Source organism: Leptolyngbya sp. AS-A5 (assembly GCF_039962495.1).
GTDB lineage: Bacteria > Cyanobacteriota > Cyanobacteriia > Leptolyngbyales > Leptolyngbyaceae > Leptolyngbya.
Genome location: NZ_JAMPLL010000022.1, coordinates 1 through 25169, shown reverse-complemented (window position 1 = coordinate 25169; position 25169 = coordinate 1). Strand labels below are relative to the sequence as shown.

25 protein-coding genes are annotated in these 25169 nt (G+C 49.4%); 14 read left to right on the top strand and 11 right to left on the bottom strand.

Features of this window, described 5'->3' with window-relative positions; translation table 11 throughout:
• Positions 1-23: 23 nt before the first annotated feature.
• The gene (locus NC980_RS19825) at positions 24-1190 is read right to left on the bottom strand and encodes an ABC exporter membrane fusion protein (RefSeq protein WP_347272576.1); all 1167 of its coding nucleotides are present in this window, start codon (positions 1188-1190) and stop codon (positions 24-26) included.
• Positions 1191-1487: 297 nt separating this feature from the next.
• Between NC980_RS19825 and NC980_RS19820 the strand changes: the two genes are divergently transcribed.
• The 3 genes from NC980_RS19820 to NC980_RS19810 all read left to right on the top strand — a co-directional run bounded on the left by NC980_RS19820 (position 1488) and on the right by NC980_RS19810 (position 3362).
• Positions 1488-1910, top strand: coding sequence for a hypothetical protein (locus NC980_RS19820; RefSeq protein ID WP_190375854.1), 423 nt, complete (start codon positions 1488-1490; stop codon positions 1908-1910).
• Positions 1910-2845, top strand: a complete 936-nt coding sequence (puuE, locus tag NC980_RS19815; RefSeq protein ID WP_199298428.1) for an allantoinase PuuE — start codon at positions 1910-1912, stop codon at positions 2843-2845. Before NC980_RS19820 ends, puuE begins: the two co-directional genes overlap by 1 nt.
• A gap of 118 nt (positions 2846-2963) precedes the next feature.
• Positions 2964-3362 (top strand): DUF3110 domain-containing protein, encoded by a 399-nt coding sequence (locus NC980_RS19810; RefSeq protein ID WP_190375853.1) that lies wholly within the window; start codon positions 2964-2966, stop codon positions 3360-3362.
• Here NC980_RS19810 and NC980_RS19805 read toward each other — a convergent pair.
• Complete coding sequence (locus NC980_RS19805; RefSeq protein ID WP_190375852.1) at positions 3359-4231, bottom strand: S-methyl-5'-thioadenosine phosphorylase; 873 nt, start codon at positions 4229-4231, stop codon at positions 3359-3361. The two genes, NC980_RS19810 and NC980_RS19805, sit on opposite strands and share 4 nt — an antisense overlap.
• A 143-nt stretch (positions 4232-4374) precedes the next feature.
• Here NC980_RS19805 and fraC point away from each other — a divergent pair, with 143 nt between their 5' ends.
• The 7 genes from fraC (at position 4375) to glmM (ending at position 11242) form a co-directional block, all read left to right on the top strand.
• The gene (gene fraC / locus NC980_RS19800; protein WP_190375851.1) at positions 4375-4908 is read left to right on the top strand and encodes a filament integrity protein FraC; all 534 of its coding nucleotides are present in this window, start codon (positions 4375-4377) and stop codon (positions 4906-4908) included.
• A gap of 11 nt (positions 4909-4919) precedes the next feature.
• Positions 4920-5963 (top strand): DUF5357 family protein, encoded by a 1044-nt coding sequence (locus NC980_RS19795; protein WP_190375850.1) that lies wholly within the window; start codon positions 4920-4922, stop codon positions 5961-5963.
• A gap of 57 nt (positions 5964-6020) precedes the next feature.
• Positions 6021-6821 carry an ABC transporter permease subunit gene (locus NC980_RS19790; protein WP_190375849.1) on the top strand — a complete coding sequence of 267 codons (801 nt, stop codon included), beginning with the start codon at positions 6021-6023 and terminating at the stop codon, positions 6819-6821.
• Positions 6822-6971: 150 nt separating this feature from the next.
• Positions 6972-8705 (top strand): ATP-binding protein, encoded by a 1734-nt coding sequence (locus NC980_RS19785; RefSeq protein WP_190375848.1) that lies wholly within the window; start codon positions 6972-6974, stop codon positions 8703-8705.
• 57 nt (positions 8706-8762) lie between these two features.
• The gene (locus tag NC980_RS19780) at positions 8763-9368 is read left to right on the top strand and encodes a DUF3177 family protein (RefSeq protein WP_190375847.1); all 606 of its coding nucleotides are present in this window, start codon (positions 8763-8765) and stop codon (positions 9366-9368) included.
• Between the two features lie 25 nt (positions 9369-9393).
• Entirely contained in the window at positions 9394-9693 is a 300-nt protein-coding gene (locus NC980_RS19775) for a hypothetical protein (RefSeq protein WP_190375846.1), read from the top strand.
• A gap of 97 nt (positions 9694-9790) precedes the next feature.
• Entirely contained in the window at positions 9791-11242 is a 1452-nt protein-coding gene (gene glmM, locus NC980_RS19770; RefSeq protein WP_347272577.1) for a phosphoglucosamine mutase, read from the top strand.
• 66 nt (positions 11243-11308) lie between these two features.
• On the opposite strand, the gene NC980_RS19765 is transcribed toward glmM, so the two are convergent.
• Together NC980_RS19765 and NC980_RS19760 are read right to left on the bottom strand one after the other, a co-directional pair.
• A complete protein-coding gene (locus NC980_RS19765; protein ID WP_190375844.1) occupies positions 11309-12301 on the bottom strand; it encodes a phosphotransferase in 993 nt (330 codons plus the stop codon).
• Between the two features lie 86 nt (positions 12302-12387).
• Positions 12388-14538, bottom strand: a complete 2151-nt coding sequence (locus NC980_RS19760) for an ATP-binding protein (RefSeq protein ID WP_190375843.1) — start codon at positions 14536-14538, stop codon at positions 12388-12390.
• A 194-nt stretch (positions 14539-14732) separates the two neighbouring features.
• Between NC980_RS19760 and NC980_RS19755 the strand changes: the two genes are divergently transcribed.
• A complete protein-coding gene (locus tag NC980_RS19755; protein ID WP_347272575.1) occupies positions 14733-15692 on the top strand; it encodes a Gfo/Idh/MocA family oxidoreductase in 960 nt (319 codons plus the stop codon).
• Here NC980_RS19755 and NC980_RS19750 read toward each other — a convergent pair whose 3' ends face one another.
• Entirely contained in the window at positions 15693-15869 is a 177-nt protein-coding gene (locus NC980_RS19750) for a hypothetical protein (protein ID WP_190375841.1), read from the bottom strand.
• Between the two features lie 6 nt (positions 15870-15875).
• Here NC980_RS19750 and NC980_RS19745 point away from each other — a divergent pair, with 6 nt between their 5' ends.
• Together NC980_RS19745 and moeB are read left to right on the top strand one after the other, a co-directional pair.
• Positions 15876-16310 (top strand): Mov34/MPN/PAD-1 family protein, encoded by a 435-nt coding sequence (locus NC980_RS19745; RefSeq protein ID WP_190375840.1) that lies wholly within the window; start codon positions 15876-15878, stop codon positions 16308-16310.
• Positions 16311-16393: 83 nt separating this feature from the next.
• Positions 16394-17572 (top strand): molybdopterin-synthase adenylyltransferase MoeB, encoded by a 1179-nt coding sequence (gene moeB / locus NC980_RS19740; protein WP_190375839.1) that lies wholly within the window; start codon positions 16394-16396, stop codon positions 17570-17572.
• Between the two features lie 54 nt (positions 17573-17626).
• On the opposite strand, the gene NC980_RS19735 is transcribed toward moeB, so the two are convergent.
• The 6 genes from NC980_RS19735 to NC980_RS19710 all read right to left on the bottom strand — a co-directional run bounded on the left by NC980_RS19735 (position 17627) and on the right by NC980_RS19710 (position 24164).
• Positions 17627-18613: an energy-coupling factor transporter transmembrane component T gene (locus NC980_RS19735; RefSeq protein WP_190375838.1), complete on the bottom strand. Its 987-nt coding sequence runs from the start codon at positions 18611-18613 to the stop codon at positions 17627-17629.
• Positions 18614-18616: 3 nt separating this feature from the next.
• Positions 18617-19978 carry a ribosome biogenesis GTPase Der gene (gene der, locus NC980_RS19730; RefSeq protein WP_190375837.1) on the bottom strand — a complete coding sequence of 454 codons (1362 nt, stop codon included), beginning with the start codon at positions 19976-19978 and terminating at the stop codon, positions 18617-18619.
• Between the two features lie 57 nt (positions 19979-20035).
• Entirely contained in the window at positions 20036-20800 is a 765-nt protein-coding gene (map, locus tag NC980_RS19725; protein ID WP_190375836.1) for a type I methionyl aminopeptidase, read from the bottom strand.
• A 64-nt stretch (positions 20801-20864) separates the two neighbouring features.
• Positions 20865-21272 carry an acyl-CoA thioesterase gene (locus NC980_RS19720; RefSeq protein WP_190375835.1) on the bottom strand — a complete coding sequence of 136 codons (408 nt, stop codon included), beginning with the start codon at positions 21270-21272 and terminating at the stop codon, positions 20865-20867.
• Positions 21272-22528: an ATP-binding protein gene (locus NC980_RS19715; RefSeq protein WP_190375834.1), complete on the bottom strand. Its 1257-nt coding sequence runs from the start codon at positions 22526-22528 to the stop codon at positions 21272-21274. The genes NC980_RS19720 and NC980_RS19715 overlap by 1 nt, the downstream gene beginning before the upstream one ends.
• Before the next feature lie 4 nt (positions 22529-22532).
• A complete protein-coding gene (locus NC980_RS19710; protein ID WP_348254011.1) occupies positions 22533-24164 on the bottom strand; it encodes a site-2 protease family protein in 1632 nt (543 codons plus the stop codon).
• Between NC980_RS19710 and NC980_RS19705 the strand changes: the two genes are divergently transcribed.
• Complete coding sequence (locus tag NC980_RS19705) at positions 24121-24870, top strand: MBL fold metallo-hydrolase (RefSeq protein ID WP_190375832.1); 750 nt, start codon at positions 24121-24123, stop codon at positions 24868-24870. The two genes, NC980_RS19710 and NC980_RS19705, sit on opposite strands and share 44 nt — an antisense overlap.
• Positions 24871-25169 lie beyond the last annotated feature (299 nt).

Sequence of the window (25169 nt, the reverse complement as noted above, 5' to 3'; positions counted from 1 at the left end):
ATCTCGCGTCAGACTCGGCAATTCTAGGGCTGAATCGCAACTTTAACCTGCAAATTGGTTAAGCCCGCAACGGGTTTGCTATTGTCTAGGCGAATTCTGACTTCAACTACCCGCGTATCAGTTTTATCAACCGGATCAGTGTTGAGAACAGCATTCTTCCGAACTTGTAGCCCCACGCGATCGACCGTTCCCGTGAGTTCTCGCGGAAGCGCGTATCCGGTAATTTTGGCGCGTTGTCCCACTTTCACCCGATTGATGTAATTCTCATCCACTTCCGCCACCACATACATCTGCTGGGTGCGTCCTAAATCCATTACGCCATCGTTGCCAGCGACTTCTCCTGGATCGGTGTGAATCTTCAGCACTTGCCCATCCGAGGGGGAACGCACGATCGCTTTATCTAGCTCGGCTCTTGAGCGCTGAAAACTTGCCATTGCCACCTGCACATTCGCTTCTGCTTGCTGAAGATCCGTGGGTCGCACTTCTGCTACGCTGCTTAATGTCTGTCTTGCGCCTTCAAGCCCTAACTTTGCTTGCTCAACAACTTGCGCCGCTTGCTGACGTTGTTTTTCGGTTGTATTTAGGGCGAGCCTGCGGTTACTTACTTCTAATTCGTTCACTGCCCCTTGAGTGTAGAGAGCAGCAAAGCGATCGTAGTCGCGCTTCGCTTTTTGATATTCGGCATCCACTTTGAGAAATTCTGCTTCTGCCTTCGGTAATTCAGCTTGGGCGCGTAAAACTGTCGCTCGTTGCGCGTTGATATCACCTTGCTTTGCGCCGGCTCTGACTTGTGCTAAACGTGACTCCGCTTCTTTGACCTGTGCTTCTGCCTGCATCGCTGAAGCTAAAAGCGTCTGGTAGGTATCTAAAACTGCTAGAGGTTGATTGGCTTTGACGATCGCGCCTTCTTTCACAAGCACTCGTTCGACCCGCGATCCACCCAATCCGCCTGCCATTGAAGCAGACGGAGCAGAAATCTTGATCACACCGCCTTCTGGCTCCAAGCGTCCCAGGGCGCTGATAGCGTCTACAGCGTCGGTCTGAGCCGTCGGAGTTTGAGCAGAAGACTGGGGATTGGGGCGAAAGATGGAATATGAGAAAATGCCGAACCCGGAGACAGCAAGTGCGATCGCAGATCCAATGAATACTGCCCGCGCACCAGCGGGTTTCATCAGCGGTTTGAATTTCACAGAGAACTCCTATGCGGCAAGAGCGATCAGGGTAAGGTTAAACAGCAGCGAGAACAAAATTTAACAATTCTAAATCTATTATTACTGAATATGAAGACCTCGCTCAGTGAAAGTTATGGAAGGTCTCAAGTTCTGCTGAAGGGTAGATAGCGTACCGCAATTTTCCCTGCCTAATGTCACTTTTGGTTCTAACATGGCTGAATCCCTGCAAATTCCTAAAAAGCCAACAAATGTTTGTGACAGACGATTCCTGAGTGGGAATACTGAGAGCATCGATCGCAATCGGGCAGCAATCAAATGTGGCGCGAACTCACGAACGTAGTCCTAACAGTCAGAACCTACCCGGATCTCAGTCCGGATCTCAGTGTTCGTCGCCGCATTCAGCAGAACTGGCGATCTCGTCCCGCCCTTAGGTTGGAAGACTGGCATCAGACATTCTGGCAACCCCTAAAAATCTCCCAAGATATCTCTGCATTTGTCTATCAGCAGATGGAATTTTATTCTGGGTTGCCGTTTAGTAAAGTCGTTCCTGACGATCGCCTCGTCGAAGATTTGCAGCTTCCTTTGGTGTGCTGGTTCGATTGGGAGTGTAACTTGCACGACGATTTTTGCGATCGATTTGAGATTGAGATTAGCGATCGCTGGGATATTGGTATGCTGTATACGGTTCGAGATTTTGTCATATTTCTCGATCGACAACTTTTATCGGTTAACCGCTGATGACTGCGACGACAAATTCGTATCCGAGAGACATGGTGGGCTATGGTCAACACCCACCGCACCCCCACTGGAAAGACCAAGCCCGCATCGCGCTTCAGTTTGTGATCAACTACGAAGAGGGCGGCGAAAACTGTATCCTGCATGGCGACCCCGCTTCAGAAGCGTTTTTATCTGAAATTGTGGGAGCCGCGCCGTTTGTGGGATTGCGCCATATGAATATGGAGTCGTGTTACGAATACGGCAGTCGGGCGGGATTTTGGCGGTTGCATCGGATGTTTACGTCGCGTGGAATTCCCGTCACGGTTTACGGCGTTGCGATGGCACTAGAGCGAAATCCTGAAGCGGTAGCGGCGATGAAAGCAGCCGATTGGGAAATTGCCAGTCATGGATATCGCTGGATCGAGTACAAAGACTTTTCCGAAGAAGCCGAGCGGGAGCATTTGAAAAGAGCGATCGATCTGCACACTCGCGTCACTGGAAGTCGTCCGCTCGGTTGGTATACCGGACGCAATAGCCCACACACGCAAAAGCTAGTGATCGAGGAAGGCGGATTTCTCTACGATTCAGACAGCTATGCAGACGATTTGCCCTACTGGATGCAAGGGAACGGCAAGCCACATCTAGTCATTCCCTATACGCTGGACAATAACGATATGCGATTTGCCACGAATCAAGGGTTTAATTCGGGCGATCAGTTTTTCGCGTATCTGCAAGATGCGTTTGATGTGCTGTACGAAGAAGGAGAAACCGCACCGAAAATGATGAGTGTCGGGTTGCACTGTCGATTGGTCGGCAGACCCGGAAGAGCAGCAGCACTGGCGCGATTTTTAGATTATGTGCAAGGGCACGATCGAGTGTGGCTCTGTCGCCGCATTGATATTGCGCGTCACTGGCACGAACATCACAAACCCACTGTTCACAAACCCACTGTATAGTTAACTCCGAGTGGCTAGACCGAGTCCTGCTTTAAAAAGTGTGTTCTTGTAAATCAATCTCTGCAAGCGAACTCAATTAAAGTACCCTTAAATCTAGCCCATTGATTTCTCTAGATTTATGCAAGTTTTCGTCTTACTTTTCAACGCCGACACTGATAATCCAGGAATCCATACGATTAGTGTGGGCGATCAGAACCTCGTGTTGATGTTTGCCCAAGAAGACGATGCCACGCGCTACGCCTTGATGCTGGAAGCTCAGGATTTTGCGGTTCCAACCGTGGAAAAGATTGAGCAGGAAGAAATTGAGGAATTCTGCCAGGATGCAGGATATGAGGCATTCCTGATTCCAGAGGACTTCATGCCGCAAAACGAGTTTGAGCGCTTGCTGCTCGCGCCCCCGGAACGGAACATCGATGAAACCGATTGGAATCCGGAGGAGAAAGCCCAACAGGAAGAATCTGAGATGTCGAATCGGGATCTCGATCGCATTCGTCGCCAGCTAGAAGGGTTGCTCTAAAGATATTTGTTCAGCAGCAATCCGAGCTTCTCTCTTGCCGCCGCAGGAATCTTATCTTTCGGAGTCAAAATGGCATACTTTAACGCCGAATGCGCTTCGGAAACAGGCGGATTTTCGTTCAATCTTCGCACCGTCTCGCGGATCACTTTCTGGGCGTTCACGGCATTACGCTGGAGATTGTCGATCACCATTTCGACTGTGACGCTATCGTGATCCGGATGCCAGCAGTCGTAATCCGTTACCAATGCCAAAGTCGCGTAGGCAATTTCCGCTTCACGCGCTAACTTTGCTTCGGGAAGATTGGTCATGCCGATTACCGACGCGCCCCAACTGCGATGTAAATTCGATTCGGCTTTAGTAGAGAATGCAGGGCCTTCCATACAGACGTAAGTTCCGCCGCGATGCAAATTAACATTCGCGAGATCTAAACTTTCAACCGCATCGCCCAACACTTTTGCTAATGCTAGACAAACCGGATCACCGAATGCCACATGAGCTACTACGCCATCGCCGAAAAAAGTTCCGACACGGCAATAGGTACGATCGATAAACTGATCTGGAATCACCATATCGAGCGGCTTTGCCTCAGCTTTCAGCGACCCCACCGCAGAAGCAGACACTAAATACTCGACTCCTAAACTTTTCATCGCGTAAATATTGGCGCGAAACGGCAATTCTGACGGCATCAAATGATGGTTGCGCCCGTGACGCGCCAGAAAAGCGACACGAGTTTGATCCAAAGTGCCAATGATCAAAGCATCAGACGGTGAGCCGAATGGAGTGTTGATCGATCGTTCTTCTACCTCTTTGAGCGCTTCCATTTTGTAGAGACCGCTGCCGCCAATGATGCCGATTTTAACTTCAGACATAAGCACACTAGAACGTAAAATACGGGCTTATTCTAGTGTGTTTTGTCGGTGTGTCACAGATTCTTTTGTTTCTCTGTATGTTTTTGCTGCAAACCCGAACCACTGCACTTACAATCTGGAAGTGAATTTAAGCAGATTGACTCATGTTGAATGTCTTGCCTCTGAGGGCGATTTTATATCAGCTTTTCTTTATTGTGTTGGCGATCGCAGTCGAAGCGATCGTGCTGCAATTTTATTTAGGCATTGGCAAAAAATCCAGCATTCAATATGCCTCAACCGCAAATCTTTTCTCCACGGTCGTCGGCTGGCTTGTGTTTTTTTCGAGCGATCGCTGGCTGCCTCAACCCTGGCAACAACAGCTAATGAACTACATTTTTCTAGATGAAATTAGTAATTACTCCTTGTTAGTCGTGATTGCATTTGTGACATTTTTAGGAACGTTTGTGGTCAAACTTCAGAGCTTAAACTGGCTGGACTTGATTTTAGAGAACAAACTGACAAGCGTGACGGAAGTGCGCGATCGTACAAAATTTCAAGGTAAGTCCGCACAGCGCCAAGCCTTTCAAGAAGTACCGAGTCGGGCATTAGCTGTGCTGTTGGCGAACTCGGCAAGTTTTGCGCTGATTGCGTTGATTATTCTGATTCGGACAGTTTCTGAACAGCCCGTTGCGTTTTAGGGATAGAAGCCATGCTGTGGATGAATCAAGTCTTTAAGCAAATCCGCGATCGCGTCACGCTGCCGCAATGGGCATCCTGGCAAACGCTCTTATTCTTAAGCATTTTTAGCGTAATTGTTGCGGCACTCACCACATCGCCGCCGCCGCAAATTGCTCAACGGATTATTTCATCTTTTGGTTGGATATTCCTAATTCTCAGCGTGTGGTGGTTTGTCTACGAACCGCCTGTGAAAAAGAAATTGACTTTTTATAATTTCTTTATCGGTCCTTGGATTGTTGGGGCGATCATATGTGTGTATTTGTTCGGCACGATCGAAGGTGGAAGGATTCCAACCCAAACTTCATGGATCAGTTGGCCCCCGATTTCATCGCTTATCTGGTCAGCTCCCAAATTCATCAAGTCTGATTCCAAAACCAAAAGCCCCGTTTACGCCAATCCCAGCAAGGCACATCGTCAAGATATCATTTTGGTGATATTAGCCAATCTCATTATTAGCTGCTGGTTTCAGTTCTCCTTTCAAATTCAAAATTGGATTGCAAATAATCCCTCGCTGCAAGGCGAAGATTTCTCGCGTAGTGGGTTTGTTTGGCAACCGCAGCGCTTCGATCGGGATACGGCGCTCTCTCGTGGAGCCGATGTGCTTAACATTGCCGCCCAATCTGTCCGCACCGAACTCGAAGGCAAACCCTGGGGACAGGTCGAACGCTGGCTTACCAACCTCGATCAGCAAGTGCCGCGCTTGAGGCAGCAGGTCAAGGAGCAACTGCCGCGATCGTCACAGCCGGATTTATGGACGCTCAATGCTGAAGTCACTTCGGCAGTGTATGACTTAAAGCTTCAAGCCCTCTGGCGCAGACCCAACTCTCGTCAGGCAGGATCTGAACTAACGCGCACTTGTCGCATTACTCCGGTACGGCGAGAAAGACCCACACCAGAATTTAGATTCGATGACTCGGCTCCGCCAGCTACAGCTCCGGCTCGTGTGCAAGAAGTAGGAACTGTGCAATGTGGTTCGATCACGCCGCCTAAGCAAATTCAGCCGACCAGATCGTAATTCTTCGGGCAAAATGGGGAATTCGAAAGGTGAGTTTCTTGTGCAGGAGAATTGGCTATGAGTCAGGCGGTGCAGACCGTGGGTGGTACGGTCATGCGAATTCAGGCGATCGCCGCAAATGTGTTTCGAGAAGTGATTCGCGATCGGGTTCTCTATCTGATTGGACTTTATGGTGCGGGCTTGTTGTTAGCGGGTCGCCTTTTACCCGAAGTGGCTGCGGCAACCGAAGCGAAAATTCTGCTCGATTTGGCGCTGGCAGCTATGCCCGTTTTCGGGCTAATTGTGGCAATTTTTATCGGCACAGGATTAGTCAACAAAGAAATCGAAAAGCGCACCGTTTTTGTCCTAATTGCAAAGCCTGTGAGCCGTGCTGAATTCATCATTGGCAAACATTTGGGGCTATCGGCAGTTTTGGCAGTGTTGATTACAGCCATGACCGTGAGCGCGATCGCGATTCTATCCCTATTCAAGACTCCGTTTCCTTTGGCAAATCTTCTCTTGTCCTCTATTTTTCTATGGCTGCAATTGTCTCTAGTCAGCGCGATCGCGCTGCTGTTTAGTGTGTTTGCTAGCGCTCTGCTGGCGATGATGCTGACGTTTGGCATTTACCTGATCGGACAACTGAGCCAAGACCTGGTGCAATTCGGCAGATTGACCAAAAATCCTGCGATCGAAACTGCGACCCAAGGATTGTATCTTGTGCTTCCGGATCTAGCGCGGTTGGATTTGAAAAATCAAGCAGTCTACAACTTAATTCCCGCTGCCCCCACTTTATTCGCAAGCGTGTTGTATGCCCTGCTTTACATCACCTTGACATTGGCGATCGCGTCGCTGATTTTTTCACGGCGGGAATTCTAAGCTTCATACTGGCCTGCAACTTCTTAAGGCTTTGATTAAGCTCGCAGTCTTATCAAGCTGAGGGCTAGGTAGATCTCGGTAGGATGATCAGTAATTCCACAGAGACTCTACTTCAACCTCCGTAATGTCTAAATGATTCGAGAAAGCTGCATGACTTTGCAACTGCACCAGACCAGTCGGGAGGAATCGACCAGCGCTGCTTTGCGTCAATTCTTTACGCAGCCGGATTCCTGCATCGCGAATCCTCTCGCGGCTGCGTATTGGGTCGAACGCTTTCTCAATGATTTGAATGCTCGCCTGTTCGAGTGCCTTAACAATGCGCCCACCGAAGCAAAGCTCTGGCAAACCCTAGCTGACGAACTAGCCCAAATCCTAAACGGTGAACTCGTCGCGATCGCCCTTCCGACTGAAACTGACGCACTTAAAATTCAGCATCTCGCCGCCTCAATGATGTCGCCTGATCGCCCCGGTTGTATGACTCGTTTTGAGATCGAATTAGGTCAAGAATTAACGCTCTTAGATCTACAGTCCTTGTCTCCCCTCAAGGGACAAAGCACCTGGGAACTGTGCGATCGTACAATCACTTACGGATGGTTGATCACTGTTTCTCCTACGTCACCCCTGCCGATCGATACGGCTCTGATGCAGCTCCGGCATCAATGTATCAGTCGAGCGATCGCGCAAACCATGCAGCTCATTCACCACGCTAAAACTACGCAGGGACTGCTTCAGAAATGCCAAATGCTGGCAACCGACAATCAGGAACTCACGCAAATTAGCAAACTCAAGAGTGAATTTCTGGCGAATACAAGCCACGAGATCCGCACGCCTCTAAGCTCAATCCTTGGCTTTACGCACTTGCTGCGAGAGCAAGGTTATACCCCCTCTAATCTGCGGCATCAGGAATACCTCAAAATCATTCTCAGCAGTGGTCAGCACTTGCTGGCTCTGATCAACGACATCCTCGATTTGTCTAAAATCGAGGCAAATCAATTCACCTTGCAGCCAGAACCGATCGAGGTCAGTGAAGTCTGCAAACTAGCGCTGAAACTGGTGCAAGAAAAAGCCAGCGATAAAGGGTTACTCCTTAAGCTGGCGATTGCGCCCGGAGTCACTGCAATCGTCGCTGATCCACTACGCCTCAAGCAGATGTTGTTTAACCTGCTCTCAAACGCGCTGAAATTTACCGATCGCGGCTCTGTGGGGCTAGAAGTCAAAGCTGTCGCAGACTTGATCGAATTCACAGTCTGGGACACCGGAACCGGGATTTCTTCTGAGCAGCAGCAGATCCTCTTTCGTCCCTATATTCAACTGCGAAATGCACCGCCAGGTGAAGGTACAGGATTGGGGCTGGCGCTCACTCGTCGGCTGGCTGAACTGCACGGCGGCTGGATACGAGTCGAATCGGAACCTAATCGCGGCTCATGCTTTACGATCGCGCTTCCCCGTACTGTCCCTGATACCGTTGCCCCCCGTGCAAACGGCCCCTGTACGCCTCCCCCGGCTGCTTCCTGCTCCGGCTCTATTCTTCTCGTCGAAGACCACGCGATTAATGCTCGATTAATTCTTACCTACCTCGGTAAACTCGGATACACCGTCACTTGGGCAAAAAGCAGTGAAGAAATGTGGCCAGCGCTGCAACAATCAGTTCCCACTCTGATTTTGATGGATATTCACCTTCCTGATGTCGATGGTTTAACGCTCACCCAACAATTACGATCGATGACTCCCTATCAATCCATCCCCATCGTCGTGCAAACCGCAATGGCGATGAAAGGCGATCGCGAAAAATGTCTCGCAGCAGGTGCAACCGACTATGTGACAAAACCGATCGATCTCACCGCACTGGCACAAACCGTGGCAAAGTACAGTCAAAAACGTTGAAACTCCGGATTCCTTTATATACTGATGAAGCTAAACACCTGTTTTACTTTTTGAGCTATGCAAGATGTCCCCGCCTGGTTATCTTCAATCGTCTGGACAGATTACCGATTGGCAGTCTTGTTTACTGTCATCTTGCCGCTGGTGTTGCTGATTTGGGCAGTCGTCCAGCGTTCAGAAGCGATTCAAAAATTGATGTTGATCTACTGGCGCGTCTCCAGTTTACTGGCGATCACCGTGTATTTGTTAATCGGAGTTTTGCCGATCGGCTTTGTCTCCGGCTGGCTGGCGCGGATCTTAATTCCGCTGGGTCTGTGGTACTGGGTGGACTTGAACGAAGAAATCCGCGATTCGCCGCCGAGTGCCTTGAAGCTTTCGGTTGTGTCTTGGCGTTGGGCAGTATCGCTGTACTGCGTTTTGGGAGCGATCGGACAGATTCCCGTCTTGCGCTGTGCCACGCTTGCCAGTCAACAGATTCTAAATGATGGTGCTTGTCGAGTTTGGCTTGATCCACCTTTCCTGTTCCGCGAATATTTTCATGGGGGAGTCAGACCGTTTGTGCTCGGATTTTTTGGCATCCTCGGACTGGTGATTTACGTGCTGTATCTCGGCTATTTTGTTTTCTTCCGGTTAGGCAAGCGCAAGCGGACGGCGATCGAGAATTAAGTTTACCTGTTCTTTTTTGAGGTTCATGAAACATTCCATTGGGCATCGTTTAGAGCAATACACGATTAAGTGTCCGAATGAGGTCTTGTTGTTGTCGATCGAAATTGAGGGTCAGCCGGATCAAGTTGCGATATTTAAGGGATTTTCTAGTTCGCTAATGAATCCGACTTCGTTTGATCCGGATGTCCCGGTTTTACCGGATTCTGCGGTGATTCAATCGATCGATCGGCTAGAAAGTCCCTATAACCCAAACGCGCCGCGCTATGTGGAACAGGGGCTAAGCTGGGACGCATTTCAGCAATTGCTGGATGCGGTGGGAATCTAACCAGGCGGCTAAAGAAGAACTAGCGCTGAAGTTAGAGCGACAGGGGTGCGATCAAATAACGTCAATTGTGTGAGGATGTGAACAACTTATGGTGTCAATGCCAACCAAGGCTGAGTTGCTTAGCCGTCTTTCGTCTCGTCCCCAGATTCATCATTGGGATGCGCTGCCGCTCCCAGAGTCTGCACTGTTTGGAACCGATGGTATTCGAGGAAAAGCAGGAGAGTTATTAACTGCGCCGCTCGCCATGCAGGTTGGCTACTGGGCAGGGCAAGTGTTGGGATCGGGCAATCGTGCGCCTGTGATCATCGGTCAGGATTCGCGCAATTCGAGCAATATGCTAGCAATGGCGCTTTCTGCTGGATTGACTGCTGCTGGAATTGAGGTGTGGGACTTGGGTTTGTGTCCGACTCCGGTGGTGGCACATTTGACGCATCACAGTGAAGCGATCGGCGGTGTGATGATCTCTGCCAGCCACAATCCGCCCGAAGATAACGGCATTAAATTCTTCAATTCGGATGGCTCGAAGCTGGCGCTAGAACTTCAGCAGCAAATCGAAGCTGGATTGCGGGGTGAAGGCAAAATTGCGACGATTTCCCAGCAGTGGGGACAGCATTTTCATCGTCCAGAGTTGATTAATCATTACATTGACGCGATTCAAACGCCTTTAGTCACAGAATCTGAGCAACCGCTAGCAGGATTGCGCGTTGTCTTAGATTTAGCGTGGGGTGCAGCAACCCGATCGGCAACCGAAGTGTTTCGCGCTTTAGGGGCGGAAGTGATTGCCCTGCATGAAATTCCAGATGGCGATCGCATTAATGTAAACTGCGGTTCTACTCATTTGAATCTGCTGAAAGCGGCGGTGACCGAACAGTCTGCGGATGTCGGATTTGCCTTTGATGGCGATGCCGATCGAGTGTTAGCAGTCGATGCTCAAGGCCGCACGGTTGATGGAGATTACATTCTCTACTTGTGGGGACAGCAGCTTTTATCAGCGGGTCAACTTCCAGGGGCGACGATCGTTGCAACCGTAATGTCAAATCTTGGGTTTGAACGTGCCTGGGAAAAGTTGGGCGGACGCTTAATTCGGGCGGCTGTAGGCGATCAGTATGTTCATGCCGAAATGGTGAAATGCGGTGCGGCTCTGGGCGGCGAGCAATCTGGACATATTCTTTGTCCGCAGCATAGTGTCAGTGGCGATGGATTATTAACCGCACTGCATTTAGCGAATTTGATTGTACAATCAGGCGTTTCGCTCTCGCAATTGGTTGATCGCAGTTTCAAAACCTATCCGCAACTGCTGCGGAATGTACGAGTTGAAGATCGAGCCTTACGCATGAACTGGAATAAGAATCAGGCGGTACAGAACGCGATCGCGCAGGCTGAGGCGGCAATGGGCAACCAAGGGCGAGTTCTGGTACGCGCATCGGGGACTGAACCTGTGATTCGGGTGATGGTTGAAGCTGAAAATTCAGAACTTGCAACCTACTGGACAGAGCAACTGGTTTCAACGGTACAACGGTATCTAACGGTAGAGAAGCATCTGAGCTAGGGGAATGTGCGATCGTAGCCGTAAGTGATGTAAATGCTCGATCGCTTACGGCTTGCGAGAGCTGGATTAAAACATTTGCCAATCCGGAGATTTGAGTTGCTTCAATTGCTCAACTCGTTTGCGAAAAAACTGTTCATCTAAACGGCTGTAGTTGTGGCGAAGTGCGTAAGTTAAGCAAATCGACCACATCCAAATATGGGCAGTTTGTGTAAATGCAGAAATCGCTTCAAGTTCAAACGCTTTGAGCGGGGACACCGATTGGTATCCTTGCAGAAAAGCCTCTCTGACTCGCCGACTGATGCCCGTACTCAACGCAACTTGACGAAACTTGCCAAGCTCAAACGCTCTCCAACCAAAGCCGCATTGATCAAAATCAAATAGAGTCGGCTGATCCGCCTCATTAAAGTGCGTGTTGCCACTATGCGGATCGCCCCAGCAAATTCCCCAGTAAGGTGCCGATCGCGGAAAGTTTTTCAGTGCAAACTTAATCTGCTCGATCGCCGCTTCGATATAAGCCCGATCCTCAAGCTGCAAAAAAGGCGAAATCTCACTCCAAGAATCGTCGAGCAAATAATCGAGCGTCAAGGGCTTACGATCGAATGCGCAGTCAAACTCTAGCCCTGCTTGGTGTACTTTTGCCAGCGTCTCACCCAATCTTGTGGCTTGCCGAATACTCAGATCACCAATCGGGACACCTCCAGGCGCATACGTAAACAAAGCCGCATAACGATCGCCCTCCGGCGCAGAAATGACGATCGACAGTTTGCCCGCTTCCGTCTTTAGAGGATATGACACAGGCAAGCCGCGCTGATGTAGAAAATTTAGCAGTGCTAACTCAAAATCGATATCGGCTTGAGAACGCCAGTCCCAGTGTGAAATTCTTAGAACATAGGCAGCGCGATCGGTTTCGATCAGATAAACATCGCTCAATCCCCGACACCAAAACTGACAGTTTCTCACCGTTCCAAGGTCGTAGCACGATAAAATCCTTGCCACGATCGCCCTTGGATCGATCGTAGAATACAGGACAGGAAACAGATCGGCGGTGAGAGATCGCATTGATACAAGGAGCGGCAGCGCTTTTGTTATCCTCCATACTGCGCTAGAACTCTACCCACAATGGTCAAGCTTGATACGAAATGCAGTTAATTTCGGGCGATTAACGCTGCTGCAACCATGACGAGATGATCGGGTTCGACAGGTTTTGCCACATGTCGCTCAAATCCCGCTGCGATCGCCTGCTGTTGAGCCATTTCTCCGGCAAAGGCACTCAGCGCGATCGCTGGAACTTTTTGTTCTGGCTTGAGGCTTCTGAGCAATTGATAGCCATCCATCTCTGGCATGCCGACATCGCTGATCAAGAGATCGGTCTGATGATGAGCAAGAATTTTCAGCGCTCCGATCGCGCAGTCCGCCCGTTCAACGATTGCACCTGCCGATTCAAGCACATACGCGACAAAATCTCGCGAATCCAGCTCATCATCCACAACTAAGATCCGAATTCCTTCGAGGCAAGGTCTAGACTCTGGCGGGTTAAGGTTTGGCTGCAACGGTGCGATCGCGCTATTTACCGGAAGCGTCACGGTAAAGACTGCGCCTTGATTTTCACCCCCACTTTCGGCGCGGATGGTGCCACCATGGAGCTCGACAATCTGACGCACGATCGCTAAACCCAAGCCTAACCCGCCGAACTTACGCGTGGTCGCACTGTCAGCCTGACGAAATCGATCGAAGACATACGGTAAAAACTCAGCATCAATTCCCTTGCCGGTGTCGATGACTTGAATTTGCGCCGATTGATCAAACTGCGTTAAGCGCACTTCAACCCGACCCCCTTCCGGTGTAAACTTCACCGAATTCGAGAGTAAATTACACACGACTTGCTGTAACCGTGCTGCATCTCCTAACACGATTGCAGAAGCTTCGATGCTCATTTGAATTTGAATCCTTTTCGCATTGACAGCGAGCCGAATCGCTTCGATCGCGGCAGTCATCACTCCGGCTAAGTTTACTAATCGCACATCCAGCATTAACTTACCTTGCAAAATTCGCGAAATGTCCAGCAAATCCTCGATCAATTGAGTCAGTTGTACGGCATTGCGCTCGATCGTTGCCAAGGCTTTATCCTGGCTTTCGAGGCTGACTTTGCTCGATCGTAGGAGTTTCGTCCAGCCCAAAATGGGACTGAGTGGCGTTCTCAGCTCATGTGATAAAACCGCGAGAAATTCATCTTTCATCCGGTTGGCGGCTTCGGCTTGCTCTCTCGCAGCCCGTTCAGCTTCTGACACTCGTATTCGATTGAGTTCTGTCGCAATTCGCAGCGCAAAAATGGTTAATAGCGACTCTGCAAGCTGTACATTTTCTAGCGGCTTGCTGTGCATAATCCCCAATAGTCCCAAAGGGTTTTCTCCTGAGTCAAAGAAAGGCACAGCGATATAGCCTTCGATGTTCAAGGGTGCAAGCAGTGGCGCATCGGGAAACAGCGCTTGCACCCGACGCGGGTAAGAGCAAAGCTTGCGATTTGCGATCGCCTTCTTGCAAGGCGTGTCATCGATTAGATAGTCGAAGTTATCGACATTTTGACCATGAGCGCAAACTGCGATCGTTTGCACGGTCTGTTGCGCGGGTTCAGCTAAGCGCCCGATGTAGACATAATCGACCGATAAAGCCTTAGCTAAGTGTAGAACTAACGCATCAAAAAACGCTTGTCCGGTGACGGCTGAAACGCCCTGCGTTACTTCCAATAATGCTGCATCGGTTTGAGCAATTTTTCGGGCGGCAAGTCTTAGCTCTAGCTCATCCATCACCATCGCGGCTAAATCAACGAGCGTTTCTCGCTGCTCAGCACCCAAGTCATCGTGCGGCTGGCTATCTAATAAACAGAGTGTTCCTAAGTTGTAGCCATCTTGGGTGATCAGGGGTGCGCCTGCATAAAAGCGTAAACCCGGTTCTGCCATCGCAAACGGATTACAAGCGAAGCGATCGTCCTTGCGCGTATCGGGAATCACTAAAATTCCGTTATAAAGAACGGCAACGTTGCAGATCGCGTCGTTGCGCGGAACTTCTGGAAGATTAAACCCCTGACACGACTTAAACCAAGCGCGATTTTCATCTACTAAAGAAACAATCGCGATCGGGACATTGAACAATCGAGCTGCGAGTTTGGTGATGCGATCGAAAGCCTCCTCGGCAGGTGTATCCAGAATGTTGTATCGCAGCAGTGCTTCTATCCGCTCTGCGTCGTTTTCAGGTCGTAAGGATTCTGGAGAAGTCTCTTGAATCAAAGCGTCGGCCATAAGAATTGAACAAGAACCGTGAGTTCGGGAACAGTGGGTCAAACGATCGCTAGAATTTCTATCTTAGTATCAGAGATTTTTTTGCTTGTATACAGATGTTTCTCAACCTACAACGTTCTTTTGTTCGTGGGACTCTAGCTAAGGGAGGGATCTCTACCAGTACACTGAGAGGAGAACATTCAAGGAATAGTTTCGTGATTCGAGTTGGACTGGTCGGAACCGGATATGCCGCGAAGCTGAGAGCAGAAGCGGTGAATCAAGACGATCGAGCAAAATTAGTCGGTGTAGCAGGACATCAACCTGATAAAACGGCGGAATTTGGGCATACGCACCAAACCCAAGCGTTTAATGCTTGGCAAGAATTGATTCAAGCGGTTGATTTAGTCATCATCTGCGGCGTGAACTCAGAGCATAGTGAGATCGCAGAATCTGCGCTCGAATCCGGTCGTCATGTCGTGGTCGAATATCCGTTGGCGATCGATCTTGAATCTGCAACGCGAGTAATTGAACTCGCTCATGCTCGAAATCGCTTACTGCATGTCGAACATATCGAGATTTTGGGCGGAGTGCATCAAGCCTTTTTGCGATCGCTTTCTCAAGTTGGTACGCCGTTTTATGCTCGGTATGCGACCGCAACGCCGCAACATCCTGCGCCTCCGAAATGGACATACACGCGATCGCTGTTTGGTTTTCCATTGGTGGGTGCCTTATCGCGACTGCACCGATTGATTCATGGGTTTGGGCAAGTTGAATCGGTGAGCTGTCAGAATCGCTATTGGAATTTGAACGCCGATCGTTACACAGGTTGTCTCTGTAAGGCACAACTGCAATTTAAGAACGGGGTGATTGCAGATGTGGTGTACGGCAAGGGTGAAACACTTTGGACACCGGAGCGCAAGTTAGAAGTTCAGGGCGATCGTGGTGCATTAATCTTTGATGGTGATGAAGGTGCATTCGTGAATTCGGAAGGGGTGAGCGCGATCGAGGTCGGTGCGAGACGGGGATTGTTTACCAAGGATACGAGCGCTGTTTTAGATCATTTACTGAACGGATCGCCGTTATATGTTCAACCCGAAGAGAGCTTATATACATTGAAAGTTGCGATCGCGGCTCAACGATCGGCAGAACAGGGACAAACGATCGCGATCGAATAATTACTCAGGCTGGAATTCAATGATCGCAGCGATCGCGCTACAAATTTTTTGCGTTTGTTCTTCAAAGAGTTGTTCAATGCACCGGATAAATCGTTGAGCATCAACTTCTTCATAATTCTCATTCTTGCGTCTGGTGCTGAATCCCTTAGAATAAATATTTGGCTTGCGATTCTTCATCCTGTCGTGATTCTCAGACTCAACTCTCAGCATCTTGTGAGCATTCGTGCTCATGCCGAGCGCACCTATCCAGACGAGTGCTGCGGCTTGCTGTTGGGCAAGAGTGACCCCACTGGGAAAACCGTCATGGAAGTGAAAGCAACGGAGAATCGATGGAGTGACGACGAGAGCGGTCTGACCAGAAAGCGTCAATATGAAATTGCACCAGAAGAAATGCTGGCAGCGATGAAAGAAGCTCGATCGCAAGGTCTCGATATTATTGGGATCTATCACTCACATCCGGATCAGCCAGCAGTGCCTTCAGAATGCGATCGTGCAGCGGCATGGTCGGCTTATAGTTATGCGATCGTGTCAGTGTCTGAAGGCAAATCGGTTGACCTTCGCTGCTGGAGCCTCGACGATCAACAGGTTTTCCAACCGGAAGAACTCTTGATCACCTGAAGGAACTTCCCTAATTCGAGCGAACACGTACCTGTGTAGTAAAGCTATCGAATTGATTTTGTCAACTTGTTCAGCGACGCACCATGCTAAACCCAAATCTGGATGAAATCCAGTTAACCAATGATGATTACGCCCGATATTCCAGGCATATTATTTTGCCGGAAGTCGGGCTGGATGGACAGAAAAAACTCAAAGCGGCAAGCGTTCTCTGTGTGGGAACAGGCGGACTGGGATCACCACTATTGTTGTATTTAGCAGCAGCCGGGATCGGACGGATTGGAATTGTCGATTTTGATGTGGTTGATAGTTCTAACCTGCATCGCCAAATTATTCACGGGACATCGTGGGTGGGTAAGCCCAAGATCGAATCGGCAAAACAGCGAATTCTTGAGATTAATCCAACCTGTCAAGTGGATTTGTATGAGACACGATTGAGTTCTGAGAATGCGCTGCAAATTGCGGAACCCTATGACTTGGTGATCGACGGAACCGATAATTTCCCAACGCGATATCTCGTGAATGATGTTTGCGTGCTGTTGAATAAGCCGAATGTGTACGGCTCGATTTTCCGGTTTGAAGGACAAGCGACGGTCTTTAACTACGAGGGCGGGCCAAATTACCGCGATCTTTATCCAGAACCCCCGCCACCCGGATTGGTGCCTTCTTGTGCCGAGGGCGGCGTTTTAGGCGTGTTATGCGGCATTATCGGAACGATTCAGGCGACTGAAGCGGTGAAAATCATTCTCGGACAAGGCAATACGCTCAGTGGGCGACTGTTGTTGTACAACGCGCTAGAGATGAAGTTCCGGGAGCTTAAACTGCGTCCGAATCCGGTGCGCCCTGTGATTGAGAAGTTAGTGGATTACGAGGAATTCTGCGGAATTCCGCAAGCAAAAGCGGCTGAAGAACAGGCAAAAGCAAGTATGCAAGAAATTACGGTGCAGGAATTGAAGCAACTGATCGACAGTGGCGCGATCGGTCAAGAATACGTCTTGCTCGATGTCCGCAATCCCAATGAGTACGACATTGCTCAGATCCCCGGTTCTGTCTTGATTCCATTACCAGATATCGAGAACGGAAATGGCGTTGAGAAAGTGAAAGAACTGCTCAACGGACACAAGTTGATTGCTCACTGCAAAATGGGAGGTCGATCGGCAAAAGCGATCGGTATTCTCAAATCGGCTGGGATTGATGGGATCAACGTGAAAGGCGGAATTACTGCCTGGAGTCGCGAAGTCGATCCCTCTGTACCGGAATATTAAACAGCTTGAAAATGCAGTTGGGGCAATTTACAGCAATTGCCCCAATTTTTTGTGTTATCCAAACGCCAGCCTTGCTGCCCAAAATCCACCCAAAACAACCAACGCGAGCCAATCAAACCGCTTCAAAATTAACTGGTGCCATTCCACTCGATGCTGATTCGGACTGGTAAATCCACGAACCTTCATCGCACTCGCAATCTGCTCTGCTCTCAGCAATAGATTTTGCAACAATCGCTCTGCAACCGATAAACACACCTGAATCGTGCGGCGAAATCCTAACTTCTTCCAATTGATAGCACGAGTGCGAATCGATCGAATCAAATTCTGAAATTCCTCCAACACCAGCGGAATGAATCGCAACGACAACGTTAATGTCAATGCAACTTCAGTCACCGGAACATTAAACCGACGCAACGGGCGCATCAAATCTTCCAATCCTGCGGTGACTTCTTCTGGAGCAGTTGTAAGCAAAAATAAATTCGTACTGTAGATCAGCGTAAACAATAAAGTACCAACTCGGATCGCCAGATCCAACGATCGCCGAGTCACCCGAATCGGCCCACGCTGAAAGACCACATACTGATAGTCTGTCGGTTGCTTTAACTCTGGGCGCTTTAACTGATTGGCAAGTTGGGTTTGCTCTTTGGGCGCTGCTTGAAATGGATTGAACCAAGACTGCGGCGGTGCGGGTTTTGGAACCGTGTTCGGTTGCTGCACAAATGCCAGTTCATTTTCAGGCAGTCGAGGACGCGGCTCAACACTCAAACCATCAGGCGCGATCGCAACCAGCGAAAACACATAGACCGCCAGCAATAACAGCCAGCCCATCTGCTGCCGCCAGACTCGGAGCGGAATCCGAGACGCTAGAGTTAGTACAATCAACACACCCACGAGCAGCAACCGCCATTCTGCACTCGCCAGTAAGGGAGTTGCTAGAAAACTCATCAACCACGCCAGCTTTACCCGTGGATCGAGTCGGTGCATCCAGGTGATCGGCTGTTCGAGATACAACCCTAACGGCAGCGATCGCAGTAAATCCATACGCTAAACCTTCGTTGCTCGATTCGCTGTGTTCCGCTCGACTTCTCGTACTTTCTTGCCCCGCCAAAGTAATCGGAGCGGCGTACCCTGGAAGCCTAAAGATTCACGGAATTTACGATCGATATAACGGCGGTAGTTGTCGTTAAACAGATGGGGATCATTTACGAATAGCGCGATCGTCGGAGGTGCACTGCTTACCTGAGTTCCGTAGTAGATCTTGCCCTGTCGTCCTTGTCTTGTGGTCGGTGGCGTGTGCCAAGACAGCGCATCTTCTAGCACTTCATTGATTACAGCCGTTGAAACTCGGCGCTTGTGTTGTTCGGCGGCACGATCGACGAGTTCAAAAATCTTTTCGACGCGCTGACCCGTTTTGGCACTGATAAAAATGCTTTCTGCCCACTCGACAAAGTGCAAGCGATCGCGGATTTGACGCTCATATTCATAAATGGTGTGCGCGTCTTTTTCAACTGCATCCCATTTGTTAATAATCACCACACAGCCGCGCCCTTCATCGTCAATTCGTCCGGCTAACTTTTGGTCTTGCTCGGTTACGCCGTCTAGGGCATCGATAACAAGGAGTACCACATCAGAACGATCGATCGCTTTAAACGCTCGATTGATTCCAAAAAATTCGGGACCGTACTCTACGTTCTTTTTCTTACGAATCCCGGCAGTATCAATCAAGCGATACGTTTTATCGTTGCGCTCAACTACCATGTCGATCGCGTCTCTCGTCGTTCCTGAGATTGGACTGACGATCGAGCGATTTTCGCCGACAAACGCATTAAGTAAGCTCGACTTACCCACATTCGGGCGACCTGCGATCGCGACTTTAGTTTCAGGATTTTCTTCGATTTCAAGGGTGGTGGGTAAGTGTTCGACAACCTGATCGAGTAAGTCCCCTGTACCGCTTCCGTGAATGCTGGAAACCGGATACGGCTCACCCAGCCCTAATTCCCAGAATTCTGCGGCTTGGATAATGCCTTGATCTACCGATTCACACTTATTAACCGCCAGCACAACCGGAACAGGCTGCTGACGCAGCCATTGAGCAATTTCCTCGTCGGCTTGAGTTAATCCCGCCTGTCCATCCACAACAAAAATCGCCGAGGACGATTCTGACAGAGCCGCCATTGCTTGTTCTCGAATCAGGGGTAAAAACTCGGTGTCATCATCAAACACCAGTCCGCCCGTATCGACAACTTGGAATTCTCGATCGCGCCAAAACGCTCGTTTGTAGGTGCGATCGCGGGTCACACCGGGTTCATCGAACACGATGGCATCCTGCACCTGAGCAAGACGGTTCACAAGCGTAGACTTGCCCACATTCGGGCGACCAATAATGGCAACGATCGGCAATGACATATTTTTGAGAGACAGGGATTGACTTAAGCCAGCACATCATTGTAACGCAATCTCTCCTTAGTCAGCTTGCGTCAAGATTTCGTAGCCTGTGGAGGTTACGGCGATCGTATGTTCACATTGGGCGGAGAGTTTGCGATCTTTTGTTAAGGCTGTCCATTGGTCGGGCATGACTTCGACTTCCCAGGTGCCTTCGTTGATCATCGGTTCGATCGTAAATACCATTCCAGGACGCAACTTTTTCCCGGTACCGCGTTTGCCATAGTGGGGAATTTGGGGAGCCGTGTGGAAAATGTGGCTAATTCCATGTCCCACAAAGTCTTGCACGACTGAAAAGCCTTGAGATTCGGCATATTCTTGAATCGCTGCACCAATATCGCCGATTCTGGCACCGGGTTTTACCGCATCCATGCCTAGTTGTCGGCATTTGTCAGTCACTTCGACCAAACGCTTTGCTAACGGTGATGGTTCTCCGACGAAATACATTTTTGAGGTGTCGCCATGATAGCCATCGACGATCAGCGTCACATCAATATTGATAATGTCTCCATTTTTCAGCACTTGTTTAGCGTTGGGAATGCCGTGACACACAACCTCATTAACGCTAGTGCAAATGGACTTGGGGAAGCCGTTGTAGCCAAGGGGAGCACTTTTGGCTCCGTGGGCTTGTGTCCAGCGTTCGGCTTCGTCGTTGAGTTCTAATGTAGAGACACCGGGTTTGACGAAGGACTCTAAGTGATTCAATAGCTGCGCTGCAAGCTTTCCGGCTCGGCGCATTTTTTCGATTTCGCGACTCGAAAGGAGGGTGATAACTTCTTGTTCCATACCAACATTTTAGCGAGAACTGTTCTGAGCTTTGAGCTAGAGCGATTCGACTTTAAACGGTTTTCTATTGAACTGAACGATCGCCATTGATCCAGTGCAGCAAATCGGGTGTGAGGTCTTGCCGCGATCGCGTTTGAGAGTTTATACAAACATGGCGGGTGAGCGCTTTTGCTATCGTTTGCCCCTGAAACAAACGGTAAGAAATTTCAAATTCACTCGGTTTTAATAAGTTTGAAGTGAGCGCGATCGTAATTTCATCTCCACAGAATATCGGCTTAAAAAAATCGACTTCAGCGTGAACAATTGGAACCGCAATGGTTTGACCCGAAAAAAACGATCGCAGATTAATTCCACTTGCGGTCAAAGAGGCTTCATACGCTTCGTGGCAGAAGTTCAAAACGTTTGCAAAATATACCACTCCTGCTGCATCGGTGTCGGAAAAGCGAATCGATCGAGAATAAGTAAATTCCATTAGGAAACGGTAAGTTCAGCTTTAAGAAAGTCGATAAATTGACGGGCAGTTCTGCCCGATCGTCCATTATGCCGAGTTGCCCACTGCAACGATCTAAACTCTAGATCTTCAGTGCTCAATTCAATCTGAGCTTGGCTTGCTAAATGATGAACAATTTTCAGATAAGTGGTTTGATCCGCAGGCTCAAACGTCAGGGTTAAACCGAAGCGATCGCTAAACGATAGCTTCTCCTGCACCGTATCCCAGTGATGCACTTCGTCGGCATCTTTTGGACGAGGACGATCGTCAAAGAATTCTCGAATTAAATGCCGTCGATTTGAAGTGGCATAAACTACCACGTTTTGAGGTCGAGCGGTGAGATTCCCTTCTAATACCACTTTCAGCGCTTTATAAGCATCGTCATCTTCTTCAAAAGATAAATCATCCACGAAAATGACAAATTTTTGAGGAAGATCTCGCAAGCGTTCTACGATCGTCGGTAACGCTTTCAATTCTGATTTTGGCACTTCGATCAGGCGTAGATTCTCATATTTGCCGAGCAGCGATTTCACCAGCGACGATTTTCCTGAACCGCGACTGCCATACAGCAAAATATGCAGTGCAGGTAATCCAGCCAGCAGAAATTCAGTGTTTCGAAGCAAAGTATCGCGCTGAGTTTCGTAACCAACTAAGGCATCAACTTGGATGGGATCGGGATTCGCGATCGCATTCAATTGCCCATCTTGCCAACGAAATGCACGGTACTCAGCAAAAACTCCTGTCCCAAAGCGGCGATAAAACTCGATTAATTCTGGAAGTGCGATCGACCAATCTTCCAGCGATTCAAGCTGTTTCTGAATTTGTCTAATTTGCGTTTGTCTTAAGCTACTTGCTGTATCAGGAATGTAATCAACCCAAGGTGCAGTCTTGTGTTTCATTAATTGATAAAATCGCTGACTACCGCATTCATAAAACCGTTGCAGAATTCTTAAATCGTGCTTTGCTGCTTCCATCAGTTCTTTGAAAATTTCGCCGCGACGAAGTTGGTATGTAAGCGGATTTTCTGAAGCTAAAATCCGATTCAGCAAATAGTCGCGCCATCCTTGGTTTCGTTTTGCCAATTCTGAAAACCATTCACTGTAGCTCGCTGCTGCAATCTCTGGACGATCGAGCGCGCTCAAAGCGGTGCGAAATGCTAATAACACCGGATCATCTAGCAAATCCCGGTAGACTAACAGCGACAGACATTTCTCAGGTAACGATCGTACTTTTACCATTCAACTACATCCCCAACACAGTCGTTAAAAATTTCGGCGCAGGTAACACCAAGAGAATCAAAATCACCAACGCCATCAACCCCACCGCATTGCGAAAACCATCGACTTCAATGACATCATTGAGCGTCGGTTCATTCAACGCAGGCAGCAAAAACAATAACACTGTCCACAGCAACAAATGTGGATATATAATCGCAAACCCTAATAGCAAAAATCGAGAAATGCGTCCGATCCTGGCTCCGACCCGTCGCCCAAACACAGCATGAATCATCCGTCCGCCATCTAACTGACCGATCGGCATTAAATTAAACGCAGTAAACAATATCCCAACCCAACCCGCGATCGCCACCGGATGCAGCCGCAGTGCTGCATAGGGAGTTAAATCACGCCCAATCGCCAACTTGCTAAACACCGCAAGCACGATCGAAACTCTCGGATCAAGCGCCTGGAACTGAAAGAGTCCGCTCTGACTCGGTAGCGGCACAACTCCTGACTGCACCAATCCCCAAGCGAATAACGGAATACTCACGCTCAACCCCAAAAACGCACCTACTAGCCCAATATCGAACAGCGCCTTACGATGCGGGATTGGAGACTTTAACTGCGTAAATGCCCCGATCGTTCCCAGGGGAAAAAACGGTAGTGGAATAATCGGAATAAAATACGGCAGCGTAATTGCAATGTGAAATTTACGAGCGGTGACAAATTGCCCAATACTTCGTGCTGCAAAAAAGGTCAAAACCGGAATCGAATAAGGCAATCCATTTTCTAAAAGCGCCGCGATCGTCGGAACCCGTCCCACAATTTGCAGCCCCGCCCACGTGGTTGTAAATACCGTCAAAAGCATCAACGCGATCGCAAATCCAGGACGAATCAGCGGACTCGAATTCTTTGACTCAACGCTTGCCGCTGGATTAATCACCAGTTCAAAAAACGGCTCTCCCGAATAATACTCCTGAAAAATCACATGAAAGCGATCGCCGAACTGTGCCTCAACATTCTGCCGCACCGTTTGATAAGCGACTTCCGGTGAGGTACGTAACTGCCCCCGACAAACCACGCCCTGCGGATGATATTCCAAGTGCCGTAGATAAAACACCGACCAAGGAAAGCACGTTTGTAAACTGGTTTCTTCGGCGGGATTGAGCGGACGCAAGCTTGCTAGATTCGGCGGTTGTAGCTCAGATGCAGGCTTGGGAGGCGCAGAGGGCGCAGTATCCAGCGCTGCCCAGCGCTGATCCTGCCCGGATCGCGCAATTCGCCCCCGCTGAATCAGATACAAATACAGCACCAAACAGCCCGCAAACAGCACGATCATATATGGCATCGGCATCGCTTGCCCCCGAAACGCGATCGTCCACACCACCATGACAAACACAGGCAGCATCGCCACCAACCACAGTGCCCAAACCGGTGTGCGCGTCAGGCTGGCAACCCATTGGGTAATAAACAGGTAAGTGAGCAATCCGAGAAGCAAAAGCCAAATCATGACCAAGGGATGAGACAGGGGGCATAGATGGAAATCACGCGATCTGGCACAATCAACGATGGCAGACTTGCCATATTCTTTAGTTTGACCGATCGAGAAGCTTGTGCCACCAGAATCTCCGATTCCTTTAACGCCACAGTCCCGCACTCCGAAACAGCCGCGTCTAGTGTTTTCAGCGGAAACTTTTCCAGAATCTAGCGTCACGCCAGTTTTCGCGTTTCCGCCGAATCGGGATACGCTCGGTGGTACCGCGTACCTCATTGTAAGAAAAGATGGAAATTTATTGATCGATTGTCCGGCTTGGGATGAAAACACGCGATCGTTTCTCGATGCTCAGGGCGGAGTTAGCAAATTAGTCATCACGCATCGCGGCGGGATGGGAAAGGTGCGTGAGATCCAAGAAGTGTTTGGCTGTGAGGTGGTTGTGCAGGAGCAAGAGGCGTACTTGCTGCCCAATATGGCGGTGAGTTCGTTTCGAGAGAGCTTGTCGCTCGCTTCGCTTGCTCACGGGGATATGTCGGAGATTCAAGTGATCTGGACTCCGGGACATTCTCCAGGATCAGCTTGTGTGTATTACGCTGCCTTGGGTGGGATCTTATTCTCCGGTCGCCATTTGCTTCCGAACGCGCAAGGCGATCCCGTTCCGCTCAGAACGGCGAAAACATTTCACTGGAACCGCCAGATTCGTCATGTTCGGAAGCTTTTAGAAATGTTCAATTCAGAGACATTGCACTTTATTTGTCCCGGTGCGAGTTCTGGGCTGCTGCGGGGGAAGTTTGCGATCGAGCAAGCTTACTCCAGATTGGCAAAACTCGATCTTGAAGCCTGTCTGATTCAGGCTGCAACCTTTTGAATCGTTTTTACAGAAGACTTAAGCGCGATTTTCGATTTCGCGATCGTAGCAATCAATTAATCGCGTTGCTACTCAATGAAGATCCTCATCCCCTCGCCCCTTCTCCCCAAGGGAGAAGGGGAACTGGACTTCTGGCTTCCTCTCCCACAAAAGAGGGGTGGGGGCGGATCAGGGGTCTTATGTTTAACCTGAGTTCGGGTTAAGCCGGGAGCAGCAGATTGTGGTCGAGCGCAATGGACGGTTTCTTCGGTTGATGGCAGTAGGCAATCAAGCCGCCGAGAATGTTGACAAAGCAATTG

What these genes read in the sequence shown, in the direction of transcription:
- NC980_RS19765 (WP_190375844.1), bottom strand. Translation starts at nt 12,301, where the DNA reads ATGCGATCTCTCACCGCCGATCTGTTTCCTGTCCTGTATTCTACGATC.
- NC980_RS19760 (WP_190375843.1), bottom strand. Translation starts at nt 14,538, where the DNA reads ATGGCCGACGCTTTGATTCAAGAGACTTCTCCAGAATCCTTACGACCT.
- NC980_RS19790 (WP_190375849.1), top strand. Translation starts at nt 6,021, where the DNA reads ATGAGTCAGGCGGTGCAGACCGTGGGTGGTACGGTCATGCGAATTCAG.
- der (WP_190375837.1), bottom strand. Translation starts at nt 19,978, where the DNA reads ATGTCATTGCCGATCGTTGCCATTATTGGTCGCCCGAATGTGGGCAAG.
- NC980_RS19780 (WP_190375847.1), top strand. Translation starts at nt 8,763, where the DNA reads ATGCAAGATGTCCCCGCCTGGTTATCTTCAATCGTCTGGACAGATTAC.
- puuE (WP_199298428.1), top strand. Translation starts at nt 1,910, where the DNA reads ATGACTGCGACGACAAATTCGTATCCGAGAGACATGGTGGGCTATGGT.
- fraC (WP_190375851.1), top strand. Translation starts at nt 4,375, where the DNA reads ATGTTGAATGTCTTGCCTCTGAGGGCGATTTTATATCAGCTTTTCTTT.
- NC980_RS19820 (WP_190375854.1), top strand. Translation starts at nt 1,488, where the DNA reads ATGTGGCGCGAACTCACGAACGTAGTCCTAACAGTCAGAACCTACCCG.
- map (WP_190375836.1), bottom strand. Translation starts at nt 20,800, where the DNA reads ATGGAACAAGAAGTTATCACCCTCCTTTCGAGTCGCGAAATCGAAAAA.
- moeB (WP_190375839.1), top strand. Translation starts at nt 16,394, where the DNA reads ATGCTAAACCCAAATCTGGATGAAATCCAGTTAACCAATGATGATTAC.
- NC980_RS19805 (WP_190375852.1), bottom strand. Translation starts at nt 4,231, where the DNA reads ATGTCTGAAGTTAAAATCGGCATCATTGGCGGCAGCGGTCTCTACAAA.
- NC980_RS19810 (WP_190375853.1), top strand. Translation starts at nt 2,964, where the DNA reads ATGCAAGTTTTCGTCTTACTTTTCAACGCCGACACTGATAATCCAGGA.
- NC980_RS19720 (WP_190375835.1), bottom strand. Translation starts at nt 21,272, where the DNA reads ATGGAATTTACTTATTCTCGATCGATTCGCTTTTCCGACACCGATGCA.
- NC980_RS19775 (WP_190375846.1), top strand. Translation starts at nt 9,394, where the DNA reads ATGAAACATTCCATTGGGCATCGTTTAGAGCAATACACGATTAAGTGT.
- glmM (WP_347272577.1), top strand. Translation starts at nt 9,791, where the DNA reads ATGCCAACCAAGGCTGAGTTGCTTAGCCGTCTTTCGTCTCGTCCCCAG.
- NC980_RS19785 (WP_190375848.1), top strand. Translation starts at nt 6,972, where the DNA reads ATGACTTTGCAACTGCACCAGACCAGTCGGGAGGAATCGACCAGCGCT.
- NC980_RS19715 (WP_190375834.1), bottom strand. Translation starts at nt 22,528, where the DNA reads ATGGTAAAAGTACGATCGTTACCTGAGAAATGTCTGTCGCTGTTAGTC.
- NC980_RS19750 (WP_190375841.1), bottom strand. Translation starts at nt 15,869, where the DNA reads ATGAAGAATCGCAAGCCAAATATTTATTCTAAGGGATTCAGCACCAGA.
- NC980_RS19735 (WP_190375838.1), bottom strand. Translation starts at nt 18,613, where the DNA reads ATGGATTTACTGCGATCGCTGCCGTTAGGGTTGTATCTCGAACAGCCG.
- NC980_RS19795 (WP_190375850.1), top strand. Translation starts at nt 4,920, where the DNA reads ATGCTGTGGATGAATCAAGTCTTTAAGCAAATCCGCGATCGCGTCACG.